The organism is Streptomyces cinereoruber (assembly GCF_009299385.1).
GTDB lineage: Bacteria > Actinomycetota > Actinomycetes > Streptomycetales > Streptomycetaceae > Streptomyces > Streptomyces bikiniensis.
In genome coordinates this window covers 45,355-67,373 of the sequence record NZ_CP023693.1, presented here as the reverse complement: position 1 = coordinate 67,373, position 22,019 = coordinate 45,355, and the positions used below count along the sequence as shown (strand labels likewise).

The following is a 22,019-nucleotide window of genomic DNA, read 5'->3' as shown; positions in this document are numbered from 1 at the left end:
TCGCTTGGGCTACCGTCAATGATGCGATGAAAAACGGTAGTTGGTCTCCCAATTGTTGGGCAGCGTTGCGAGCCGATCGCCAGTCGCATCGGCCCCAAGCACGAGACGGTCCCGCTCCAGCCACAGATCGAAGCCGACGTACTGCCCGGTCGTCGCCGCCCAGTGCCAGCCCGGGAAATGGCGCCCGTCCCGCGACCACCAAAACGGCGGTACCGGAACCGCATCCTCGAACCTGGCCGTCGCACCGTCCAGGGGCGATCACCGCCGGCACCCGCGTACGCGTTCCACGCTTGACACCTCGACGTACGGGCCGCCCCGCTGATCGCGGCGGCCTTGAAGACACCCTCGAACGGCGGGCCTGTGGACAGAGTCCGGCCGCCGACGGGGGAGAACTCTCCCTTCGCGTTGATCACGATGCGGTCACGGCGGAGGGGTTCTTTGAGGCCGGCGTCACACGGAGCCCGAATTCCGCACCTGTAGAAGGTGAATGGCGGGATAGGCCCGCCCCACCTTCAGGAGCATCCTGTGGCGAGCACCGAGCCCGAGCAGCCCTTTGACCCGGCCGGACAGACCCCCTCCGTGGACCCCTCCATCACCCCCTCCGCGCCGCGCCGTCGGAAGCCGGGCGTTTCCGCAGGTCAGGTCAGGCGGAAAGGGGGTCGACGAAGCGCCGACATCCCTCATGTAGATGTAGCAAGGAGTCCGCAGCACCGGAAGAACTCGACCGGGCCCCGGCGCCGGGAGCTGCTGCAAACACTGGGGATCTTCCAGCGGGCTACGCCCGACCAGTTGTGGAAGCTGACCCGTCCGGGCAACCAGCACGACAAGCTGACGCGGGACAACCTCCTGGACCTTCAGGACCACCACCTGGTGAGGATCGAGTTGGTCCGGGAGGACCAGCGGCAGGTGTGGGTGCTGACGAAGCGAGGCCACGGCGAGGCGAAGCTGCTGCTGGAGCCGAAGGGCATACGCATCTCGGCGCTGCGGGAGAAGAAGTACGACCCGGTCACTGGGAAGCTGCTCGGTGCCGGCTACGACGAGCACGCCGCGGCGGTCACCTCGACGGCCGCCGAACTCCACCGCGCCGGGATCGGCCACCGGCTCGGCTTCGCCACCGAGATCGGGCACCGGCTCGGCGACGGGTACGTGCAGCGGGTGGACCTGGTGGTGCGGGCGCCGCAGGCCGGGGTGCCCGTGCTCCTGGTGGAGGTCGACCGCCGCTCCGAGGACGCGCACGACCTGGTCGTGAAGCTGCGCCGGTACTGGGAGTGGGGCCGGCTGCTGGCGAAGGATGTGGACAAGCGCACCGTGGACCTGGTCCGCTCCCGGCCGGACGCGATCGAGCACGTCGGTCACGAGCAGCGGTTGTGGCGCCGGGTCTACCCGCCGACCGGCCGGGAGGGCCTGGCCCCGGTGGCGTTCGTGTTCGCCGACACCACCGAGGCGAAGGTCGCCAACACGGTCGCCGTGCTGGAGGAGGCCGGCCGACGCTACTGGGCGCCGCGCCGATACGACTCCCTCTACGAGAAGGCGATCACCGCGCTCGACTACCGCCAGGCGGTGCCCGTCGTCGTCACCACCCTGGAACAGCTCCAGGAGCACGGCGCCGGGGCGACGGTGTGGCGGCGCCTGGGACGGGACGGCGAGCAGACGCTGACGGACGCGCTCGACAACCCCGACGGCCACACCCTCTACCGCGCCCAGGAAGCCCGCGCGGACGCGGAGGACCAGCGGCGCCGGGCCGCCGAGCGAGAGGCGCAGCGCCCGGTGTGCACGCGGTGCGGGCGGAAGTTCAGCGACGAGCGCTGGGAGGAGATCACCGTGCACCGGACCGCCGTCCGGGCCGGGGACAAATCCGTGTGCGGCCTGTGCCGCGCCGACGACGTCGCCCGCCAGGAGGCCGCCGCCGAAGCCGCCCGCCTCGAGGTCGCCGCTCCGCCGGAGCCGCAGGACGGTCCCGAGGCGAAGAGGGGCCGCGGCTGGCTCCGCCAGCGACCCTGACGATTCCCTTCGCCGCCAGCCGGGCCACGCCCTGCCCGCACCGCTGTGACCTGCGAGGGTCATGGCTTGGGTCACTCACCACGGCGTCTGACGCAAAGGGCCCGCCTCGCCACGCCCGCTGCGCCCGGGTACTGACCCGGCGCCTGGTGCGCGTACGGCTCAGGTTGCGCCACCGGTTGCGCAGTAGGTTGCGCCACCGGTTGCGTCGCCAATTGCGCGGTAGGTTGCGTCACCGGTTGCACGCCTCACCGAGCTGGCCCCGCGTCTGCACAGGCCAGGGGCCGTGGGTCAGTCGAGCTGGCCGCCGACACCTCCCCTGTAGGACAGAGGAGGTGTTCTCCTCCTCTCTCATGGCGCGGGGCGGGCGGGCGGCCCGGCGGGCGGAACAGGCACCGAAGTCCCCGTGCCACCGCGCGGGACGGGCGGGCCCACCCGGCGCCGCCGGCAACCCGCAGGCCCTACACAGGGCTGTATGAGACGTAGCCGAGAAGAGACCACACCCCAGGATCTGCCGGGCGACCTGTGGCACGCCCTGGCCCAGCTCCACCACACCCATCCCGACCCCGTGGGCCGTGTCGGGCCGCTCGCCCGCCCGGCCGGGCTGCTGTCCTTCGCCGCGGCCGACGACACCGTCCTGGCGGCCCGGGTGCAGTTGTCCGGCGCGGAGTCGATGCGCGAGGTGAACGAGACACTGCGTGCGGTCGCCGGGGGCATGCAGGCCCACTTCACCGGTCCCGGCGTCGCGCTGGAGGTCACGCTCGGCAGACGGCAGGAGCTCCCGCTCCACGAGGCCCACGCGGCGGGCCTCACCCGGCTCTTCCGCCACGCCGCCGGCACCGTCGGCGCCCGCAGCACGCCGGGAAGCGGCCCGTGCTTCCACTGCGGCGGGACCGGACGTGCCCGCCCCCTGTGGGAGCCAGCGGCCGGGCACGCGTGAGCAGCACGCAAGAACGCTTGCGTCCCGGGCCACCCTTCCGGGCGGTGCGGGACGCGGGCGGGCATACGGACTCCGGAGGCTTACGCCGCCACGGGCGCCGACTGCGGACGCAGTGCCGCGAGCGGGGAGCGCCGGCCCTTTTCCACGGTGCGCAGCTGCTCCCAGTTGACCTCGGGGTGTCCGGCGGGCACCGCGTCGACGGACGCCGTGGTGTAGAGCGCGACATTGGCGGCCCCGGCCCGGCTGGCGCTGAAACGGACCTCGATAGATCGGCGGGGAGGGCATCGCGGCTCGGATGGCGTCGGCGGTCGGCGCTTCCACGGCGCCCGGGGCCACTGGTAGGGCGACGCGTCTGGAGCCGGGGTCAGGCGGGTGTCACGATGGACTCGATCCGCTGGGGCGGAATCGGCGATCTGTAGAGGACATCGGCGTCGGCCGGCTCGTGGCCCAGGGCCTTGCCGACGAAGACGTGGACGACGGAGGGGAAGACGCTGTGCCCCTCCGGGACTGGGGCGGCGAGATCCAGCAGGGCGGTGACGACCGAGGGGGCTCCCAGGCTGCGGAGCTTTTCAGCGAGAGCGGGGGAGCCCTCGCAGTGCTGCCAGTAAATGGCCTCGCCGCCCCAGTAGGTCAGCAGCCGGTGGATCCCGTCGACGTCATGGACCTGGGGCGCGGCCGACAGGGTCAGGCACACCTGGCCCTCGCGCTTGCCCCAGCCGCGCTGTCCGGGGACCGTCTCGTTTACTGTCCGCAGCCTCTCGTGCTCCGCCGCTGTCAGGTACCCGAGCGCGAGAGCCTGGTCCAAGCGGTCGTTGACGAGGTGGGCGTTGAGCAGCCGCAGGCCCTGGAGGCGGATCGCGTCCTTCTCGTGGTCCAGCAGACGGGTGTGGTGGCGGGCCCGGACGAGGTGCCCTTCGAGCTCGGCGAGGACGGCGTTCTCGTACGGCAGGAGGTTGAGGTCCTGGTAGTACTGCGGGGGGTGGCCTGAGCGGCGGGCATCGTCGGCGAGCCGGCCGACAAGGTTGGCGAGCGGATCGGGCCAGGTGGCAGGGACGTCCACGTCGATGATCGGCAGGTCGGTCGGTTCCATGGGCATGTTCGCCAGTGTGCAGCCGCCCAGAGCGGGGCGTCCTGCGTTTTCGGGCCCGGCCCCCGTGCCTTCTCGGTTCCAGGTGCCGTCACGGTCTCCGGCCGAGCTCAATGCGGGAAAACCGCTGCCCGTGAGCACAGCGGCCAACTACTTTCGGGCCGTATGAACGAGACTCTCCCCCTGCGTGAAGCCGTGCTGTCGTGGCTCGAGTACGCCCGCGACCTGCCACCGACACCCCAGGCCATCACCGATGTCGCCTTGGCGGTCCTGCCGCAGTGGGAACTTCTGGAAGGCGCGGTTGCTGCTGCGGTGCCCAGGTACGAGCACCCCGACCTCTACGGCAAGGTCGACGGGGACTGGATCCCGAGCTTTTCCGCCCTGCTGGGCGAGTCGGGCCTGGGCGAGGCGACACGCCTGCTCGCCCAGGGCGCGGACGTGCCCCTTGCCGAGGTCGCCGACAGCTTCGTCGCCTTCTGCACCGGACCGGCGCCGGTTCCCGAGCGATGGCTGCTCCTCAACGCCGACCTCCCCCGCGGGACGCGGATCCCGTTGGGCCAGTACACCCTGCAGACCTTCACCCTGGACGAGCTGCGCCGAGCGGTCCCGATGCCGGCGATCCACGGCCTGCTGCCCCACAGCCTCGACCTTGATCTAATCGCCGAAGCGCCGTTCCTCCATGTCCCCGATCCCGGCCGCAAGGTCACCCGCCGGCCGACCTGGTTCGACTTCACTGGTCCGCGCGCGGAAGCCCAGCACTGGCGGGCCCTTCTGCCTCTGATGCTGTGGGACAGCGCACTCCTGCGCGTGGACTCGACCTTCACCGTCGCACGCGGACGCCGCTTCGACCTGAACCCCCAGGAAGTACCGACCACCACCAAGATCTACGACGGCTCACACGGAAGAGAGCAGGAGTTCAAAGTCCGCGACACCGGCGACTTCTACGTCCCGGCCACAGACCTTCCGGCCATGAGAGCCTTCTGCACCGCGATCTCAGCAAAGATCGACGCGGTCATGGCCGGCGCGTCCCATCAGCGGCGCATCCTCAACCGTCGCGCCCGGCGCCTCGAACGCGCCGCCCGCCACCTCCTGACCGCCTACCAGCGCACCTACAACGACTACACCGTCTGGGAGGTAGAGGCCGACGAACTGCACCTCGACTACGTCATCGCCCTGGAAGCCCTCCTGATCAGCCCCCACGACGAACGCCAAGGCATCGCCAACAACATCCGCTCTCGCGCGTCCGCCCTGTTCCTCACCCCTGAACACCAGAAACAGGTCGGGGACATCGTCCAGCGCGCCTACTCGGCCCGATCCACTTACGTACATGGCGACGTAATCAAGAATCAGACAGAACGGGAGAAGCTGGATGGCCTGCGAACTCTCAGACTCCTGACCCGGCAGATCATCCTGCGCTGGCTCGTCCTGACACCCTCCGACACCGACGACCTCGCGCCCCTCCTCGACGACGCCGCGCAGTGCACCAGCTGCAGAGACCGCATCGACCAGCCCCTGCGGGACTTCTTCACCGCCACCCCGCCCAGCAGCCTGCCCGCCGACATCACCGCCATCTAGCCCCCGGCGGGGGAGCTCCGCAGCCTGCCTGCGCCGTACCCCAGACGTCCGGGCGGTACAGCCTGCCGCCGGAGTCCAAGCCGCGCTGGTACTCGGTCCGAGGGGCGGCCTTGAAGGGATTCTGTGCCAGCCGTGCCTGCTGCTCGGGCAGCAGCCGTACCCAGGGGGCCAGCTACCTCCGCTGCTGGGACCACCGGCCGCGGTAGCTGTCCATCAGCACACCCAGCGTGCTGTCGGCGCTATGCCTTGCCTGCGGCTTTGAAGCGGAAGCCGAAGAGGCCGCCCTCTTCGGCGTCGGTGAGGCCGGGGCTTCGGATGTGGGGTTCGGGGTTGAATCCGCGCTGGGCAGCGGTGCTGAGGGTGTCGGTGTTGAGGGTGGCGATGTACTGCATGTGCTCTTCCTGGGTGACTTCGGCTGCGAGCGCGAGGGCTCGTGCCACCTGTCGTTCGTCGACGCCGTCGTAGAGGTGGCTGTCGTGGATGAGGAAGTCAGGACCGCGCTCGTGGCGGTGTGCGAGGACGGCCAGGGTGAGGTCGAAGCAGAAGATGACCATGTTGTTGATGCCGCGGCTGTCGTCGGCGTCGATCCGGGGCGTGATGCTGAGGCTGGTCCGGCCGGCCTCAATGGCGAGGTAGGCTTCGCGGCCCTCGCCGTACAGACGCTGGGCGTACCGGGAGAACAGCAGGATCGCTTCGTCTGTCTGCTGCCGGCGTTCTCGGAGGTCGAGGTCGACGGCCTGCTGCAGTTCAACGCTCTTGGCGGTGATCTGGCGGGCGCTGGCTTCGAGGGCTTGCGCTGCGTCGAAGCGGTGGCGAAGAGCACCGAGAGCGGCCTCCTCCCGGCCCAGGGCTGTCTGCAGGGCGGTCAGCGCTTCCAGCGCTCCACCCTCCGCCAGCTCGCGCAGGAGGCGGGCCTGGTCCTCGCCCAGGGCGGCACGCTCCTGACGCCGGGCGGCCAGGCGAGCGGTGAGTTCCTGGATCTCCTCCTCCAGGAACCTGCGCCGGTTGCGTACGACGGAGTGGTGGAACGCCTTGACGTCGTCGAAGCGACGCCGCACCTGGTCGTTGAGAATGACCCCGAGCTCGCGGTATGCCGGCTCGAGATAGGACACCTCGACATCAGTGGTCTCGGTGACCGCGCTTTGGAGCTCTTCGAGGTTGTGCTGGTCGATGATGTCTTCTTGGGCGAGCTGCTTGATCCGGCGGCTCACCTGATCAGCCCGATCCTTGAGCCGCTCGTACTCGGGGACCACCTGGAAGGCGGCAACCTGAGCCCGCAGGCGTTCGACCTGTGCCTCGGCGAGAGCGATCTGGCCTCTGAGATCGGCCGTGGACCCGACGATCCGTCCCCATACGGGATCGTTGACGGCCTTCCTCAGCTGATCTCTGGTCGCTTTGCGGGCATTGAGCTCGCGGTATCCGTTGACCAGCTGCCAGTCCAGCCCCAGGAGATAGGCAAGGTTCGACGACGCTTCCGCAGCGGCCTGTCGGGAGAACGTCCGGGTCGGCTCGTTGAAGCCGTGAGCGGAGACGCGACGGATGAGGAACGACAGGAGCGTGCGACCGCTCACTCCGGGATGGTCTCCCTCCAGCCCGAAGAGGTCCCGCTCGATAACGCGATTCCACTGCTCCACGGACAGCTCGACATCCTGGCTGTCCGTAAAGAGAGTGTCGGCCTGCACGCCGGATACATCCTGGCTCAGCCGTACGACCTTGGGGTTGTCTCCGCGTCGTCGTACCTCGATCGGATCGTCCTGCCACGGCCAGTCCATAGCGAGGCTGAAGGTGATGTGGCGCAGCGCCTTGTTCGTGGCCAGCGACCCAGCGGACTTCGCTCCCAGCAGGAAGTGGATCAGCTCGATCACGCTCGACTTGCCGGCGCTGTTACGGCTGTCGGTCTCAGCCGACGACGAGGTGGTGTCCGCGACCAGCAGATTCAGTCCCGGCGAGAACTCCACCGTCTTGAACCGCGCGTCGTCAGCGCTCAGACGGCGCAGCATCCGTACTCCTTGCGACGAGAACGTCCTGGACCAGCTCCACCGCACCCATGGCGAAGAGAATGCCCAGGGCCAGAACGAACCACTCGAACGATACCGGCGAGGTATGGGCCTGATCAGCGCGCCAGCTCTTCAGCCTCGCCCACGTCTGACTAACGGTCCGCGGTTCATCGAGCTGGAGGAGAACCTGCGCGCCGACGGCGAGCAGGCAGCGGTCAGGAGCAATTCCCTTCGTCGGAGTGATCATGCGGTCAGTCCGATGCCCGGTTGCCAGCCGGCGGGCGGCGTCTCGAAGATGTCGCACCGTTCGAAAAAGTGCGCCAGGACAATAAGGGCGGCGCGCAGCACCTTTGGTCGCGGCTGGGCGCTCCCCAGGAAGTACATCTTGAGCTGCCAAAGAACGTCGTCGGCGTCGCTGTAGTCGCGACGCACCTGCTGGTAGTACAGGCGGAAGCCCTCCGCGACCTCGTCGTGCTCCAGCTCGCTCCGGGTGCCGGCGTAGAACGCGTCTACCAGGTAGCTCTGTCGCATGCCTCGAAGGAGGTCCTCCCGATCCGCTCCCTCGATCCGGTTGAAGTCCAGCTTCTCCACCGGCACGTCGGGCAGGGACATCAGAGGGTTGGACTCGGCGCGGATGTCCTGCAGCTGCTTCAGCAACGGCGCCAGGTCCTCCATCCCGATGCCGAAAGTCGTGTCCTTGAGCCTTTTCCAACCTCACGCTTGTGCTGGTCAAGGGCGTGCCGGTGAGTAGCCACGTTAGCCGGTGACAGGCCTGTGACCAGCAGATCCACAGTCGGCCGCCGTGAGACGAATGCTTCGCCGGGCATGGTCGGCGGACCTGACAGCCAGGTTGGAAAAGACTCAGCGCGCCTGCCACTGCCCGGTCGTCGTACTCACCAGGCCCGCCCCGGGCCGTGGATCTGTGAGGCAGGACCGGCGAATCCCCTGGTGGGCGTGCGTCCTGTGAACTGTGAGGCAGCCGCCAGCTGGCGGTGACCAGCTCGGTCACCGCCCCCTGGCAGATGATCTTGATCGTTTGCCAGGTGTTCTTGACGGACGACCGGTTTCTGCCAAGCGATCTTGGTTGGTGACGGGATCCCTCGGTGTTGTAAAGACGTGTACTGCGCTGTCAGTGCGAAGGCCTACTCTTCACCAGCACGGAATCGACCGGACGGGATTTGAGATGGCACTGACCTTGGACGAAGCTGTGGCGCAGCTCGACCATCGGCTTTCGACCAAGCGCCGTTCCGCTGCGGCGCGGCTGCGGCGGCTTGCCGATCCCGCTGCAGGCCCGTCGTTGCTGGAGGCCCTCAGGAGAGAGGTCCGTGATACCCGCACGTGGGAGACCCAGTACCAAATGGTCATGGCTCTGGGGACATGCGGCTACCGGCCCGCCCTTGGTCTGATCCGGGAACTCGCCCAGCGTCCTGTCGAGGCGACCATGGTGTACACCGCGCTTGGCGACGCTGTCATCCGGTTGAGTACGCCGGAGGAAATGGCCCGTTCCCTGCGCTGGTGCCTGGAGACCGGCACCGCGATGCTGGCCGACGGCGCACTGCGCGCCGTCGCCATGCAGCGACTCCTCCTTGACGCGGCCACGATCGAGGATCTCCTCGACTTCCTCGATCCCCTGGACCCGCATGACAGCCTCCGGTTTTGGGCCGCTGCCGCGGCAGCAGGGTGGACGGGCCCTCGGGTTACGGAGTTCCTCCAGACATGCGCGGGCGGCCCCCGGGCCGACGTAGCCGACGTGGCCACTTCATCTCTGCAGGGCAAGTACCAGACCTACTCGCCTTCATAGAGACCTACCCCGGAGAAAATCCAGCGGTCAAGATCTCTTGGCAATCGATCAAGATCACCTGCCAGAAGATAGCCGGGGCGGATAGGGCCCCGTTCAGCCCGTGCTGATATGGCGTGCGCGGATGAGGCCCAGCGCCCAGACGCGCTCTGGGACGCAGTACCGCTGGGCCGCCCCACCCTTCGCTTCTCCGCCGGGCGTGGTCAGGAGTACGCCCACGCCGCGAGCCCCGGCGCGCCTTGCCGCGCAGCGTCTCGTCCCGCCCAGGTCGACGGATCTTCGGGCCCCCTTGACCGCCCGCCGGTCAAGGGGGCGCAGACGTGCCGGCTCCGCCCGGCCGGACTCGTCGGGCGTGTTCCCCGCACGGGTGACTTTCGTCCTCGCGTACACGTACATGACTTGTGCGGTGTCCCCCCCAACTTTCCCTGAAAATAAGGCTATTGACAGCAGATGAGATCTTCCTGCGTCTTTCGGTCCTGGTCTGGTTGGCGGGCCGCGTGATGGTGCGGGATGAGGAGCGAGGAATGCGGGAGTCGTACGACGTGTACGGGACGGCGGGCCGCCTGCGGGTGTCGGTGGCTGCCTGGCGGTGGGTGGCGGCCTCGGGGGCCGTCCCGCCCGCCGATGCCGGGCCGGTGGTCACGGGCGGTGGTGGAGGCGGCCGACGCGGAGGGGATCCGGGCCGCGCTGCCAGGGCGGCGTCGGCGCGGTGGGCGGCGGAGCGGCTGACCGCAGCACCGGGGGAGCCGTTGCCGTTCGGCCAGCCGCCCGTGACCGCCACGGCGGCCGGCCACCTCGTCCGCGCGGGCCTGCTCGCCTACTCGGCGCCGATGTCACTACCCCGAACGTACACCCCGAGCAGGTCGCGACTCTGGCCCGCCGCCGGGACCTACCCGTGCTCCCGGACCGTCATGTCCCTCTCGGCCCGGATCAGGCCGTCCGTCGCCTCGGCGTACGCCGTACCGAATGGGACCAAGTGGTGCGCCTGGGGTGGATCACGGCTTCCGGTGATCTTGGCGATCGAGGTAGTCGACCAGTTTCGCTTCGCTGCGGCGCAGTCGAACAGACTCGTCCTCAGGCAAGGAGCTCAGCGCATCGGCAAGGACACGTGTTCGGGAAATATGGACCATCGCACTGGAGTAGATCCGGCACCCGGAGCACCATGCCAAGCCGACGCACCGCTCGAACATCGAGGACTCGGTGGGATAGAGACGGAACTGGTAGGAGCGGACGGCGGTCCCGCAGGCAGCACAGATTCGGCGATCACCGTCCTCGACCGTGTCCCAGATCGCCACCTTGCCCCAGTGCCACCGCCCTGCCGGCGCCCTTCAAGTCGTCATGCTCAGCATTCTCTCTCAGCTGCGCCCGCTTCATTCGGGGCAGCGGTAGACACGCCAGCCGTCGTCGCCCGGCCCTGCCCGGGGCACGCCGGTGGGGCAGTCAGCACGGCTTCGGCGGCCGGGCGGAGATCCCAGACCATCGGATTCGAGTCACCTCTGCGGCTGACCAGGACGACCTGGCTGGGGGGTGCGCCCTTGATCGGGACGGTGACGAGGCCGGGACGCAGTGAACTGCGCCGATCGCCAATAGGTAGCACGGCGACCACCCTGCCGCTCGCGACGAGTTCGAGCTTGTCCTCGTAGCTCTCGATCAGCGGAACGCCCGTCCCGAGGATCCGGTAGGAAGCCCAGTCCGCAGTCTCGAACGCACACGGCGCCGCCTCCTCGCCGGACAACTCCTCCGCGGTCACCGACGCGCGATCGGCCAAGGGGTGATCGCGCGGGACAACGAGCATCCTGGGTTCCTCGTACAGCGGGGTGGTGACTACGTCCTCGGTGGCGAACGGCAACGGGGCGCGCGCGATCAGGGCGTCCACGTGCTTCTCCGGCAGGGCGCCGACATCGCGGCAGCTCAGGTATCGGGTGGTGATCTCCGCGTCCGGATGACGGCGGCGCAACTCCCGTACGACGGGAGTGATCACCAGGTCTTCGACGTACCCAATGATGATTCGTTCGGTCCGGGCTTGTTCACGCACGGCCAGTTCGGCCTGGCGGGCGGCCTGCAGCAGGGCTTGGGCCCGGGGGAGGAACGTCTGGCCGGCAGGAGTGAGCCGGGTGCCCTGGGGTGTGCGGTCCAGCAGTCGTGCGCCGAGGTATTTCTCGAGCCGCTGGACCTGGCGGCTCAGCGCCGGCTGGGCCACGTGCAGGTCGGCGGCGGCCCGGCCGAAGTGCTGGTGTGCCGCCACCACGGTGAAGTAGCGCACCAGCCGCAGTTCCAGATCCTGTCCGAAATCGTTCACAGTTGCAGGGTACGCGTCATGCCGTTTCGGAATGACCGGTTGCCGAAGCGGTCTTGGACGGCCATGCCCTCCCGGGCCTTGACTGAAGGAACAACGTTTCCCCGAGAAAGCGATGGATGCGGTGAAGGCGATTCAGTTCCATGAGGCGGGCGGGCCAGAAGTCCTGCAGTACGACGAGGTGCCGGTTCCCGAGATCGGCGCGGGCGAGGTGCTCGTCCATGTGCACGCGGCGGGTATTAACCCACCGGACTGGTACCTGCGCGAGGGGATGAAGGTCATGCCGGCCGAGATGAGGCCGACGCTGGAGTTCCCCCTGATCCCCGGAACGGACATGTCGGGTGTGGTTAAGGCGGTCGCTCCGGACGTGTCCGGGTTTGCCGTCGGTGACGAGGTCTTCGGCATGCTGCGGTTCCCAGGATTCGACGGCCGGACGTACGCCGAGTACGTGGCCGCGCCGGCTTCGAACCTGGCTCACAAGCCGGCCGATATCGACCACGTGCAGGCGGCCGGTGCGCCGATGGCTGTGCTGACGGCCTGGCAGTATCTGGTTGATCTCGGCCACGACGTGCCGTCCCCCTTCACCGGCCGGGTGCACCAGCCGGTGCCGATCACGCCGGGGATGACCGTGCTGGTGAATGGGGCCGCCGGCGGAGTGGGCCACTTCGCGGTGCAGCTGGCGAAATGGAAGGGTGCACAGGTCATTGCGGTGGCTTCGAGTCGGCACGAGCAGTTCCTGCGTATGCTCGGTGCCGATGAGTTCATTGATTACACCATCACACAGGCCGCGGACGTAGTCAGCGGCGTCGACCTGGTGATCGACACCGTCGGTGGCCCGGACAGCTCACGCTTTCTGACCGTGCTCAAGCGGGGCGGCACCATGCTTCCGGTGTTCTTCGCCCAGTACGATCCGGAGGAGACAGCGCGTCTGGGCATCACCGTCTCGAACATTCAAGTACGTTCCAACGGCTCCCAGCTCACTCAGATCGGGCGCCTGCTCGAAGAGGGCAAGCTCCGGGTCGGGGTAGACAGTACCTACCCGCTGTCCGAAGCGGTCAGCGCGCACACACGAGCTGCGCAGGGCCACATCCAAGGAAAGATCGTGCTGACGGTGGCCTCGTGATCGTCGAACGGCAGTAATTTCGCGAGGGGTACGGCTCCAGGCGGCCGAGCGGTTCGCCAGGTGCGAGGCGATTCCTGTGATCGCCAAGGACCTGCGCGTCAGCGTCCGGTTGGTGCGGCGGTGGCTGCAGGCGCGGCAGAGGAGGGGCCGCGTGCCCTGCGGTCGCAGGGGCCAGCGTCGCTGCTGAGACTACGGCCTGTCCGGCGGATCTTGAGTGAGCGATTCGTTGCGGTCCACCCGTCAGCTGCGCTGTCAGCTCCGTTCGCTAAGGTCTGCAGCCATGATCAAGAGCGAGACCGAAGCTTGGCCGGAACCTCCCCTTGCCGGCATCGAGGCCGCGGCGATCCTCGGCGCCCTCGAACGTCAGCGGGCCACCCTTGCCTGGAAGTGCTCCGGCCTGGACGCCTCCGGTCTTCGCGCCACGCTCGGCACGTCCGCCATCACTTTGGGCGGCCTCCTCAAGCACCTGGCGCACACAGAAGACAGCCACTTCGCCCGGTTGTGGCTCGGCTCCCCCGTCGGCGCTCCCTGGGACACCGTCGACTGGGACAGCACTCCCGACTGGGACTACCGCTCCGCTGCCGAAGACACCCCCGAGCAACTGCACGTTCTCTGGCAGGAATCGGTCGCCCGCTCACGCGCCATCGTCGAGGAGGCGCTCAGCACGGGCGGGCTGGACCAACTCGGCGCCTACACCACCCGCAGCGGCGAACGCCCCAACCTCCGCCGTATCCTCCTCGACCTCATCGAGGAGTACGCCCGCCACGCCGGTCACGCCGACCTCATCCGTGAATCCGTCGACGGGCTCACGGGCGAGGACCCACCGAGGTGAACTGAACTATGGCGTGGAGCAATGGTCGGACTTCATCACGCTCACCCTGGCGAGGGCGGGTTCCTGCCGAGTGATCACGGCCGGAGCCACAAACGGGGTGCCGGCTACGACGACCACGCTGCGGCGGTCACCTTGACGGCCGCCGAACTCCACCGCGCCGGGATCGGGCACCGGCTCGGCTTGCAGACCGAGATCGCGCACCGGCCCGGCAGCAGATTCGTGCAGCGGGCGGACCTGGTGGTGCGGGCGTCCGAGGCTGGGGTGCCGGTGCTCCTGGTGGAGGTCGACTGCCGTACCGAGGACGCGCATGATCTGGTTGCCAAGCTGCGCCGGTACTGGGAGTGGGGCCGCCTGCTCCCGAAGGACGCGCACAAGCGCACCGTGGATCTGGTGCGCTCCCGGCCGGACGCGATCGAGCACGTCGACCACGACAAGCGGTTGTGGCGCAGGTTCTACCCGCCGACCGGCCGCGAGGGCCTGGTGCCCCTCGCGTTCGTCTTCGCGGACACCACCACCGCGAAGGTCGCCAACACGGTTGCCGCGCTGGAGCAGGACGGTCGCTGCTACTGGGCGCCGCGCCGCTACGGCACCCTCTACCCGAAGGCCATCACCGCGCTCGACTACCGCCAGGCGGTCCCTGTCGTCATCACCACCCTGGAGCAGCTCCAGGAGCACGGCGCCGGGGCGGCGGTATGGCGGCGGATCGGACGCGACGGCGAGCGGACGCTGATGGCCGCGCTCGACAACCCCGACGGCCACGCCCTCTACCGCGCCCAGGAGGCCCGCGCCGAAGCAGAGGACAAGCAGCGCCGCGCCGCGCAGCGAGAAGCGCAGCGCCCGGTGTGCTCGCGGTGCGGGCGGAAGTTCAGTGACGAGCGCTGGGAGGAGATCACCGTGCACCGGACCGCCGTACGGGCCGGGGACAGATCGGTGTGCGGCCCGTGCCGGGCCGACGACGTCGCCCACCAGGAGGCCGACGCCGAAACCGTCCGCCTCCAGGCTGCTACGCCGCCGGAGCCCGAGGACAGTCCCGAGCCGGAGAGGGGCCGCGGCTGGTTCTGCTGGCGGACCTGACGAAGGCACCGGGCAGGCCCCTCCTGCGCGAGGCTCCTTGCCCGGCACCCGGCGACATCATGGCGGCAGCCACGGTCTCCAGGACGTGACCTGAGGGGAGGTGCGCCGGTTGGTCGGGCGTGACGATCTCGTACCTGCCCGCGGGGCCTGCCGATGATGTTCCGTACGAGCCGTGGGAGGGGGAGGAAGAAGCGCTCGCGGCGGCCGCGGCAGCCGGCCGCCGCGCGGCAGCGTGGATCCGCTCCCTGCCCACGGGACCGGCTCCCAGCCCGGTCGGCTCCTGGCTCCGTGAGGACCTGTCCGAAGCGATCGAGAGGGCGACGTCCTGCCTGGATCCGCAGGACTGTGACCGCATGGACCCGGGCGGAGTGATGGTCGATGGCGCGGGCGGCCTCGATGCGGAGACCCGCAGCAAGCTGGTGTTCGTGCCGTGCGCGGTCCAGGACGCCTTGTGGCTCACCCCGGACTAGCAGACCCGGGTCGTGGCGGTGGCCTCGCTGGTCACCGGGGCGGCCCGGCTCCTCGCGGAAGACCCGGGTACCGCCATCACCACGGGCGAGCTGTTCCGCGTGTGGGCCCTGGTGGACCACGCCATCGCCTGACGCACGACCCAGCGCATCGGCGTGCCCGAAGTGACACGCAAATCGAACAAGCGATCTAATGCAGATATGGGCGCGACCGCCTTCCCCGACGACCTGGTGCAGACACAGCACGCCTGGAACACCACCTACGACGCGCTCACCGCACCCTGCCCCCACGACACGCCACCGCGCACATGCTGTGCGAGCGGCTCGGCAAGACGCCCGTCGACCTGGGCGACCGCGCCGGGTACGTCGTCAACCACCTGCTGCTGCCCTACCTCAACAGCGCGATGCGCATGCTGGAGTCCCGCGACCTGAGCCTCGCGGAGGTCGACGCCGCCGTGGAACGCGGCTTCGGCTACCCGATGGGCCCCTTCGCCCTGCTGGACACCATCGGCCTCGATGTGTCACCGGCCATCCAGCAGCGGCTGCACGAGGAGTTCGACGAGCCCTCGCTCACGCCCGCGACGCTGCTGGAGCAGCTCGTCGACCTCGGGCACCTCGGCCGGAAGACCGGGATGGGGCTGCGGGCGTACTGAGCCGGGCACGTCCGAGCACGGCGACGGCCGGATGCCCGGGAGCATCCGGCCGTCGCCGTCCTCGGTCGCCCTCACGGGGCGGTCCCGGTCCGGCCCTGTCCGCGGGTCACGAAGTGGTCCAGCAGGGTGGGCACCGACTCGTCGGCGAAGCGCAGCCCCTCCGGCATCAGCACGTCCTTCACGTCGTAGGCCCCGCGCCCGCCGGCCGTGGTGGCCGTCAGGGTGCACAGGCCCGAACGGCGGTGCCAGGCCCACTGGGTGACGTTCCATCCGATCACCCCGTCCCGGCGCAGCGCGATCGTACGGCGCTTCACGGAACCGTGCCGGGTCACCAGGTAGCGCCCGGTGACGCCGTGCCCGAGACTGCGGGCCGCGTCCCGCGCGAACAGGGTCCCCGCGGCGTACGCCACCAACGCCGTGGTCCAGCCGATGTGGATCAGTACGTCCGTCAGCAGCACCCCGAGCAGGACCAGCAGGCCACCCAGCACCGTGCCCGTGAAGAACGCCCAGCGCAGCCTGCGCAGCAGCGCGTGGCGGGTGTGCGGAACGAGCCGTACGGAAGCGGTCGGGTCCTCCTCTTCGCGCAGTACGGCCGCGGCCACCCGGTGTGCCTCCGCGAGCGGGGCGGGCGGCAGCATCACGCTCGTGACGTAACTGCTGATCTCCTCCTCGGCCGAGCCGGTGCCGCTCGCCACCGCGTAGGTGTACGCCCCTCCGCCCCAGCGCAGCAGCAGCGGCTCCGCGATCTCCATCCCGCGCAGCCGCTCCTCCTCCAGCGTGACCGACCGGGTCACGAACAGACCGCGGGTCGCCCGCAGTGCGCCGTTCGGTTCCCGCAGCAGGCGGAAGTCCCACCACATCTCCACGTACAGGCCCGTCGCACCGCAGGCTCCGACGACCACGAGGCCCAGCAGCCCCAGCACGATCACCGGCAGGAGGTCGGCCCGGCTCAGCCAGGAGAACAGCTGCGGGATCAGGACCGTGTCCGGGTCGGCGCCCACCGTGTCCAGCACCTCGTACGTTCCGCCGACTGCACTCAGCCCCAGGAAGGCGGCCCAGCTCGACAGGGGTGCGTACCGCAGCCACTTCCAGTCGATCCGCCCGATGGTGTCCTGGTCCTCCTCCACGGCCGTACGGCGCACCAGGTCCTGGCGCAGTGTCTCGGCGTCCCGGTGGGACAGCGCGTCCAGCGTCAGTACGGCGTTGTCCGCGGAGCCGACCCGGTGCCCCGTGCCCACCTTCACGGTGGAGAGGCCGAAGATCCGGCGTAGCGGGTTCGCGGACACGTCGACGCTGCGCACCCGGTGCCGGGGGATGGAACGGTGGCTGCGCACCAGGACGCCCGTTCGCAGCTCGATGCGTTCCGGGGTGAGCCGGTAGGTGGTCTTCAGCCAGCGCCACCATTCGTACACGGGGAAGCAGAGCAGCGGCGGCGGAACCGCCGCGTGCAGCCACCACGGTGCGTCCCGCCACCACATGATGACGGCGGCGGTGATGATCAGCAGCCCGCTCCCGGTGCTGGTCACGGCGATGATCCGCGGGTCGAGTCGACGCCACGCGGTCTCCGCGGCCTCCGCGTCCGCCTGTCCCGCACCGGACTGCGCCGCGTTCATGGGATCGCCGGGCACGGCGCCCGCCTGCGGCGAGTCTGCGGTGCCGTTCCGGCCCCGGGCGCTCATGTCGCGTCTCCGGGAGTGGCCTGCGTGATCCGGGTCAGTTCCTCCGCGAGATCACGGGCCTTGTCCTGTGCCAGGCCATCGATCCGCACCGCCCCCGCGGCCGACGCGGTGGTGACGACAAGGGTGGACAGCGCGAACATCTGCTGGATCGGGCCCCGTACAGTGTCGACGGTCTGGATCCGCGAGAGCGGCGCGATCCGCCACTGCTGGCGCACCCACCCGGCCCGGGTGAACACGGCGTCCTCGGTGGTCTCCCAGCGGTGCACCCGGTACCGCCAGGCTGGCATCACGGCCGTGTACAGCAGGCCGGGCGCGCCGATCACGGCCGCCGCCAGCATCAGCCAGTAGCGGGCCGGTGTGATCAGCACCCCTAGCAGCACCAGGATCAGCGTCGGCGGGAGCACGGTGACCAGTGCCTGGACGGTCCACCAACCGATCGAGCGCCGGTCCGGTGCGTGACTGGGCGGACGCAGTGCCAAGTCCCCGCCGGAGGCGGTGCCAAGGGGTGGGGCATGGGCGTGGGTTTCGGACGTCGCGGAATCAGCCATCGTCAACTCCAGGAACAGGTCGCGCGGTTGGGGGAAATTTTCCACCGCTGGACCCTCCCGGTCTGGGGCGGCGGACTTGGCTCCGTTCAATGGTGGAAGCGGGCTCGAATATGGCTATCACACCACGCTGCCGCGCTGTTCCTCCTGCTCGGGCGACAGGCGTTCGAACCCCGCTTCGGCTGACCCAGGTTGGGCCCAGGACGTTGAGGTCATTGCCCGGGAACGCTGCGCGAGAGTGGTCACCGTCCACGCCGACCACTCCCAGGAACGGTTCATCGTCCACGGTGCCGGCCATGGCACCCGGCGGCTGCGCGCCGAGGTCGCCGCCCGCTTGGGCCTGCGCGCCCTGAGCTTCGCCCCGCACCCCGAGGACACGCCCTGAGCTTCCCCCCCCCGCATACCGAGGAGCAGACCAGTGCCCGACATCCCGCCGAACCCTGAAACCGCCCCCGCCCGCGCCGTGCGCATGATCCTGGCCCAAGAACTCGGCCTCCCGCCCGACCGGATCACCCCGGACGACCGGCTCGACGAACTGCCCGAGGTCGACTCCGTCAAACTCGCCCGCGCGGTGGCCCGTCTGGAGGAGACCCTGGGGGTGGAACTCGACGACGACGAACTGGTTCGACACCCGGACCGTCGGCGACCTGTGCCGCGTGGCCGACCGCACCGCGAGGCCGGCATGACCCCAGCCGCAGCCCTGGCTGCATAAACCCCGCTGTCACCCGATCATGCAGCAGTCCCCCCGCAAAAACGTCGAGTCCTCACAACGGCTGGGCCGGCATCGATGGGTGGTGGAGAGAACCGTGTCCTGGCTGGCCGGTTGCCGACGTCTACACCGCCGCTACGAACGCAAGGCCGACCACTTCCTGGCCTTCGTCGGCATAGCTGCAGTCCTCATCGGCTATCGCCGCTTGAGGCAACGAAGTGACTGTTACGAGCGGGAGAACACGGCTACGTCGTAGCGTTCGAGGACTGGCAGGGGCTCGTCCAGTGCCGCGCTCCGGGCTGCGGTCTCCAGGCGGACAAGGCCCCGATGGAACTCAACATCAGTGAGATGGGTGAACTTCGACTGCGGCCGGCTGATCAGCCGTGCGTGGTACTCCGCCAGGCTCGCTGCGACCGGCTGAGCGAAGGAGGTGACTTCCTCCAAGGTGAACCCGACAGAGACGAGGTCGGCGACAACTTCCTCTTCGCCTGGGAAACGCCGCTCGTCGATTACCCGAAGCTGCGGCCAATAGTCGTAGACCACCGCGTCCAGCCGTTCACGGAACGTGGTGCGGATGATCGCTGTCCCACCGACACGCAGCACACGGGCCAGTTCGCGGGCCGCTCGGGCGCGGTCGGGGATGTGATGGATCACGCGGGACATCAGGGCCAGGTCGAAAGCTCCCGCAGCCGCTGGTACGGCCTCCGCCTCCCCCGACAGATACCGCACCGCGGGATGCGAATGATGCTGTCGGGCCTCGGCGAGCATCGCCTCGGACGCATCGACGGCCACCACCTCACTTCCCTCGATCCAGCGAGCCATCGCGGCCGAGAAGATGCCTGTTCCCGATCCGATCTCGACGATGGACGGCGACAACTGCTGCACATAGGAAGCGATCAGTGCGACCCAGGCCTGCAGCGACCCCTCGGGCATCTCGTTGCCACGCTCATAGGCGCCAGCCAGCCGCTCATCGTCATAGACACGCCTCATGGGACCGATCCTCATGCAGGGATCACACCCAGACAAGAACGCCTCTGCATCGCAGCGACACCAAAGGAAACGACGTCTTACTGATCTTTTCGTTAGTTGGGTGGGGTTGGTGGGTGGAGGGTGAGTCCGGTGTGGGTGAGGAAGGACCAGGGCAGTTGGGGGTTGGTGTTGATGCGGTGGATGCCTTGTTCGGTGGCGTCGGCGACATCGGCGAGGTGGTCGCCGGCGAGGTTGGCGAGCTCGCGCTTCTTCAGCGAGGACCACAGCAGTTCCACCGGGTTCAGTTCGGGTGCGTAAGCGGGTAATCGCTCGAGGGTGAGCCAGTCCTGTCCGGCGACCCAGGCCCGCATGGCCCGGCTCCAGTGAGCCGAGAGCCCGTCCCAGAGCAGCACCACCCGCTCACCGCGATAGAACAACTTGAGCTGCTCCAGGACCTCGATAAGTGCGGTGGTGTCGTAGCTGCCGGGCTTGAGGTGGAAGCACAACCGAGGGCCTCGGTCCGGGTCGGCGGCGTGATAGCCGAGGGCGCCGGCCATCGAGGCGCGTTTCCGGTTCAGCCGGTGCCGCAGGAGCGGGGTGCGGCCGCGGGGTGCGTAGGTGCGGCGGACCTGCGGCAGCAGTGACACGCCTGATTCGTCGAGGAAGACGATCCAGGCACGTGTGTTCACGGCCCCTTTTTGATCCGCGGCCACTTGTGCGCGATCCAGCGGGCGATCTCCGACTCGTCGCGCTCGACCGCCCGACGCTCGGGACGCTGCAGACTCCATCCGAGCCGGCCGGTCAGCAGCCGCCATACCGAAGCCCTCGACAGGGCGACGTCGGCCACACGCTCGACCACCAGGCCGACCCGCTCCAGGGTCCACAGATCGGCCTCGAAACCATGAGCCTGGGCGCCCTGTTCCAGCGCGGTCCGCACCCGCTCGACCTGGGCGTCGTCCAGCTTGGGCGGACGACCACTGGCCGGACGCCGGCGCAACCCGTCGGCGCCGCCTTCCTCCCAGACCCGCCTCCACCGCCGCACGCTCTCCTCGCTGACCCCCAGCATCCGCGCGATCTCAACACCAGAACGCCCCTGATCGAACAACTCGGCCGCCCGCACACGCCGGGCCTCGGCCAACTGCGGCCGCGTCAAAGGAGGAACAACAGACGAAGGCTTGAAAGACACCGCACCATGGTCCCACCAACGAAACCGTCACACCCACGGAACTAACGAAAAGATCAGTCAGCCTTTTCCAACCTGACGGTCAGCATGGCCGGCACTGCCAGGTGGAGTGTCTCGGGCGTGTGGTCGGCTGTGAACGTGCTGGCCAGAGGCCTGTCGTCGACGGGCATGTCCAACCACCCATATGCCCCTGACCAGCACAGATGTGAGGTTGGAAAAAGCTCAGTAGGGTCGAGTGCTTTGTTCCCTGATACAGGAGACCGTTCGAGACCCGCTGAAGGAAGTCCGCTAGAGGTTGTCCCGTAACTGCCGGTCAGGGGTGAGATGATCTTGCTGTGGCTGGTGTGATCATGGCGTCGGAGCCCTCATGGATAGGCCCGTTCACCGGGCTGAGCCCTCGGCAGTTCAGCAAGTTGATCACCGCGCTGCGGCGCGAGGGAACCGATCCGGTCCGCAAGGGCCGGCCGTGGTCGCTGCCCTTGGAGGACCGGGTGCTGCTGGTGGCCGCGTACTGGCGCACCAACCTCACCCTGCGCCAGCTCGCTCCGCTGTTCGGCATATCCAAGTCGGCAGCCGACCGGATCGTCGACCATCTCGGACCGGCTCTCGCCCTTCAGTCCCGGCGACGGTTCCGCAAAACCACCGTGCTCATCGTGGACGGCACCCTGGTTCCGACCCGCGACCGGACCGTGAGCTTTTTCCAACCTCACATCTGTGCTGGCCAGGGGCGTACGGCCGCTGCCCGGCAACCGCAACGACTGCAGAGCCTGGGAGGACTCCGGTGCGAAGGCCGCCGTCGGCACCACTCCCACGGTGATCGCCGACGGCGGCTACCGGGGCACCGGCCTCACCATCCCGCACTACCGCAGGCACAAGAACGACGAACTGCCCGCCTGGAAGGATGACCACAACGCCTCCCACCGCAAGGTCCGGGCCCGCGTCGAGCACACCTTCGCCCACATGAAGAGCTGGAAGATCCTCCGCGACTGCCGACTCAAAGGCGACGGCGTCCACCACGCCATGCTCGGCATCGCACGCCTCCACAACCTCACCCTCGCCGGCTGACCAGGAAACAACGCTGGTCAACCAGCACG

Annotated in this window: 22 protein-coding genes and 3 pseudogenes; 14 read left to right on the top strand and 11 right to left on the bottom strand. The window is 68.8% G+C overall.

Annotated features, from left to right (window positions below; genetic code table 11):
* Window positions 1-789: 789 nt before the first annotated feature.
* A complete protein-coding gene (locus CP977_RS00330; RefSeq protein ID WP_152369334.1) occupies window positions 790-2,001 on the top strand; it encodes a hypothetical protein in 1,212 nt (403 codons plus the stop codon).
* Between the two features lie 472 nt (window positions 2,002-2,473).
* Window positions 2,474-2,938, top strand: a complete 465-nt coding sequence (locus CP977_RS00325; RefSeq protein WP_152369333.1) for a hypothetical protein — start codon at window positions 2,474-2,476, stop codon at window positions 2,936-2,938.
* Between the two features lie 364 nt (window positions 2,939-3,302).
* Here the strand turns inward: CP977_RS00325 and CP977_RS00315 are convergent, their stop codons facing one another.
* A complete protein-coding gene (locus tag CP977_RS00315) occupies window positions 3,303-4,034 on the bottom strand; it encodes a hypothetical protein (RefSeq protein WP_152369331.1) in 732 nt (243 codons plus the stop codon).
* Window positions 4,035-4,190: 156 nt separating this feature from the next.
* On the opposite strand from CP977_RS00315, the gene CP977_RS00310 reads away from it, so the two are divergent.
* Window positions 4,191-5,600, top strand: coding sequence for a HEPN domain-containing protein (locus CP977_RS00310; RefSeq protein WP_152369330.1), 1,410 nt, complete (start codon window positions 4,191-4,193; stop codon window positions 5,598-5,600).
* 239 nt (window positions 5,601-5,839) lie between these two features.
* Here CP977_RS00310 and CP977_RS00305 read toward each other — a convergent pair whose 3' ends face one another.
* From CP977_RS00305 to CP977_RS00295, 3 genes are read right to left on the bottom strand one after another with little or no spacing between them, the layout of a single operon-like run.
* Window positions 5,840-7,600, bottom strand: a complete 1,761-nt coding sequence (locus tag CP977_RS00305) for an ABC-three component system protein (protein ID WP_152369329.1) — start codon at window positions 7,598-7,600, stop codon at window positions 5,840-5,842.
* Complete coding sequence (locus CP977_RS00300; RefSeq protein ID WP_152369328.1) at window positions 7,578-7,844, bottom strand: ABC-three component system middle component 6; 267 nt, start codon at window positions 7,842-7,844, stop codon at window positions 7,578-7,580. Before CP977_RS00300 ends, CP977_RS00305 begins: the two co-directional genes overlap by 23 nt.
* Window positions 7,841-8,272 carry an ABC-three component system protein gene (locus CP977_RS00295; RefSeq protein WP_308017228.1) on the bottom strand — a complete coding sequence of 144 codons (432 nt, stop codon included), beginning with the start codon at window positions 8,270-8,272 and terminating at the stop codon, window positions 7,841-7,843. The genes CP977_RS00300 and CP977_RS00295 overlap by 4 nt, the downstream gene beginning before the upstream one ends.
* Window positions 8,273-8,780: 508 nt before the next feature.
* Between CP977_RS00295 and CP977_RS00290 the strand changes: the two genes are divergently transcribed.
* A complete protein-coding gene (locus CP977_RS00290; protein ID WP_152369326.1) occupies window positions 8,781-9,398 on the top strand; it encodes a HEAT repeat domain-containing protein in 618 nt (205 codons plus the stop codon).
* 992 nt (window positions 9,399-10,390) lie between these two features.
* On the opposite strand, the gene CP977_RS00285 is transcribed toward CP977_RS00290, so the two are convergent.
* Window positions 10,391-10,690, bottom strand: coding sequence for a hypothetical protein (locus tag CP977_RS00285; protein WP_152369325.1), 300 nt, complete (start codon window positions 10,688-10,690; stop codon window positions 10,391-10,393).
* Window positions 10,691-10,737: 47 nt separating this feature from the next.
* The gene (locus CP977_RS00280) at window positions 10,738-11,694 is read right to left on the bottom strand and encodes a LysR family transcriptional regulator (RefSeq protein ID WP_152369324.1); all 957 of its coding nucleotides are present in this window, start codon (window positions 11,692-11,694) and stop codon (window positions 10,738-10,740) included.
* Window positions 11,695-11,815: 121 nt separating this feature from the next.
* On the opposite strand from CP977_RS00280, the gene CP977_RS00275 reads away from it, so the two are divergent.
* From CP977_RS00275 to CP977_RS00255, 6 genes and pseudogenes are all read left to right on the top strand, one after another.
* A complete protein-coding gene (locus CP977_RS00275) occupies window positions 11,816-12,814 on the top strand; it encodes an NADP-dependent oxidoreductase (RefSeq protein WP_152371459.1) in 999 nt (332 codons plus the stop codon).
* Window positions 12,815-12,830: 16 nt separating this feature from the next.
* Window positions 12,831-13,060: pseudogene (locus tag CP977_RS35410) on the top strand (IS630 family transposase); the annotation flags it as partial.
* A 34-nt stretch (window positions 13,061-13,094) separates the two neighbouring features.
* Window positions 13,095-13,646 carry a DinB family protein gene (locus tag CP977_RS00270; RefSeq protein ID WP_152369323.1) on the top strand — a complete coding sequence of 184 codons (552 nt, stop codon included), beginning with the start codon at window positions 13,095-13,097 and terminating at the stop codon, window positions 13,644-13,646.
* A 132-nt stretch (window positions 13,647-13,778) separates the two neighbouring features.
* Window positions 13,779-14,720: a hypothetical protein gene (locus CP977_RS34370; protein ID WP_229991727.1), complete on the top strand. Its 942-nt coding sequence runs from the start codon at window positions 13,779-13,781 to the stop codon at window positions 14,718-14,720.
* Between the two features lie 119 nt (window positions 14,721-14,839).
* Complete coding sequence (locus tag CP977_RS33900; protein ID WP_167309057.1) at window positions 14,840-15,190, top strand: hypothetical protein; 351 nt, start codon at window positions 14,840-14,842, stop codon at window positions 15,188-15,190.
* A gap of 305 nt (window positions 15,191-15,495) precedes the next feature.
* The gene (locus CP977_RS00255; protein ID WP_152369322.1) at window positions 15,496-15,840 is read left to right on the top strand and encodes a 3-hydroxyacyl-CoA dehydrogenase family protein; all 345 of its coding nucleotides are present in this window, start codon (window positions 15,496-15,498) and stop codon (window positions 15,838-15,840) included.
* Window positions 15,841-15,911: 71 nt separating this feature from the next.
* Here CP977_RS00255 and CP977_RS00250 read toward each other — a convergent pair whose 3' ends face one another.
* Entirely contained in the window at window positions 15,912-17,519 is a 1,608-nt protein-coding gene (locus tag CP977_RS00250; protein WP_152369321.1) for a PH domain-containing protein, read from the bottom strand.
* Window positions 17,516-18,067: a PH domain-containing protein gene (locus CP977_RS00245; protein ID WP_152371457.1), complete on the bottom strand. Its 552-nt coding sequence runs from the start codon at window positions 18,065-18,067 to the stop codon at window positions 17,516-17,518. The genes CP977_RS00250 and CP977_RS00245 overlap by 4 nt, the downstream gene beginning before the upstream one ends.
* A gap of 235 nt (window positions 18,068-18,302) precedes the next feature.
* On the opposite strand from CP977_RS00245, the gene CP977_RS33895 reads away from it, so the two are divergent.
* The 3 genes and pseudogenes from CP977_RS33895 to CP977_RS00235 all read left to right on the top strand — a co-directional run.
* Complete coding sequence (locus tag CP977_RS33895) at window positions 18,303-18,449, top strand: hypothetical protein (protein WP_167309067.1); 147 nt, start codon at window positions 18,303-18,305, stop codon at window positions 18,447-18,449.
* 33 nt (window positions 18,450-18,482) lie between these two features.
* Window positions 18,483-18,776: an acyl carrier protein gene (locus CP977_RS00240; protein WP_229991725.1), complete on the top strand. Its 294-nt coding sequence runs from the start codon at window positions 18,483-18,485 to the stop codon at window positions 18,774-18,776.
* 34 nt (window positions 18,777-18,810) lie between these two features.
* A pseudogene (locus CP977_RS00235) lies at window positions 18,811-19,029 on the top strand (transposase); the annotation flags it as partial.
* On the opposite strand, the gene CP977_RS00230 reads toward CP977_RS00235, so the two are convergent.
* The 3 genes from CP977_RS00230 to CP977_RS00220 all read right to left on the bottom strand — a co-directional run bounded on the left by CP977_RS00230 (window position 18,999) and on the right by CP977_RS00220 (window position 20,928).
* Window positions 18,999-19,763: a class I SAM-dependent methyltransferase gene (locus CP977_RS00230; protein ID WP_152369320.1), complete on the bottom strand. Its 765-nt coding sequence runs from the start codon at window positions 19,761-19,763 to the stop codon at window positions 18,999-19,001. The pseudogene CP977_RS00235 and the gene CP977_RS00230 sit on opposite strands and share 31 nt — an antisense overlap.
* Window positions 19,764-19,855: 92 nt before the next feature.
* Window positions 19,856-20,431: a transposase gene (locus tag CP977_RS00225; protein WP_152369319.1), complete on the bottom strand. Its 576-nt coding sequence runs from the start codon at window positions 20,429-20,431 to the stop codon at window positions 19,856-19,858.
* Window positions 20,428-20,928, bottom strand: a complete 501-nt coding sequence (locus tag CP977_RS00220; protein WP_152369318.1) for an IS630 family transposase — start codon at window positions 20,926-20,928, stop codon at window positions 20,428-20,430. Before CP977_RS00220 ends, CP977_RS00225 begins: the two co-directional genes overlap by 4 nt.
* A 332-nt stretch (window positions 20,929-21,260) precedes the next feature.
* On the opposite strand from CP977_RS00220, the pseudogene CP977_RS00215 reads away from it, so the two are divergent.
* Window positions 21,261-21,990 (top strand): annotated as a pseudogene (locus tag CP977_RS00215) (transposase family protein).
* The last annotated feature ends 29 nt before the right edge of the window (window positions 21,991-22,019 follow it).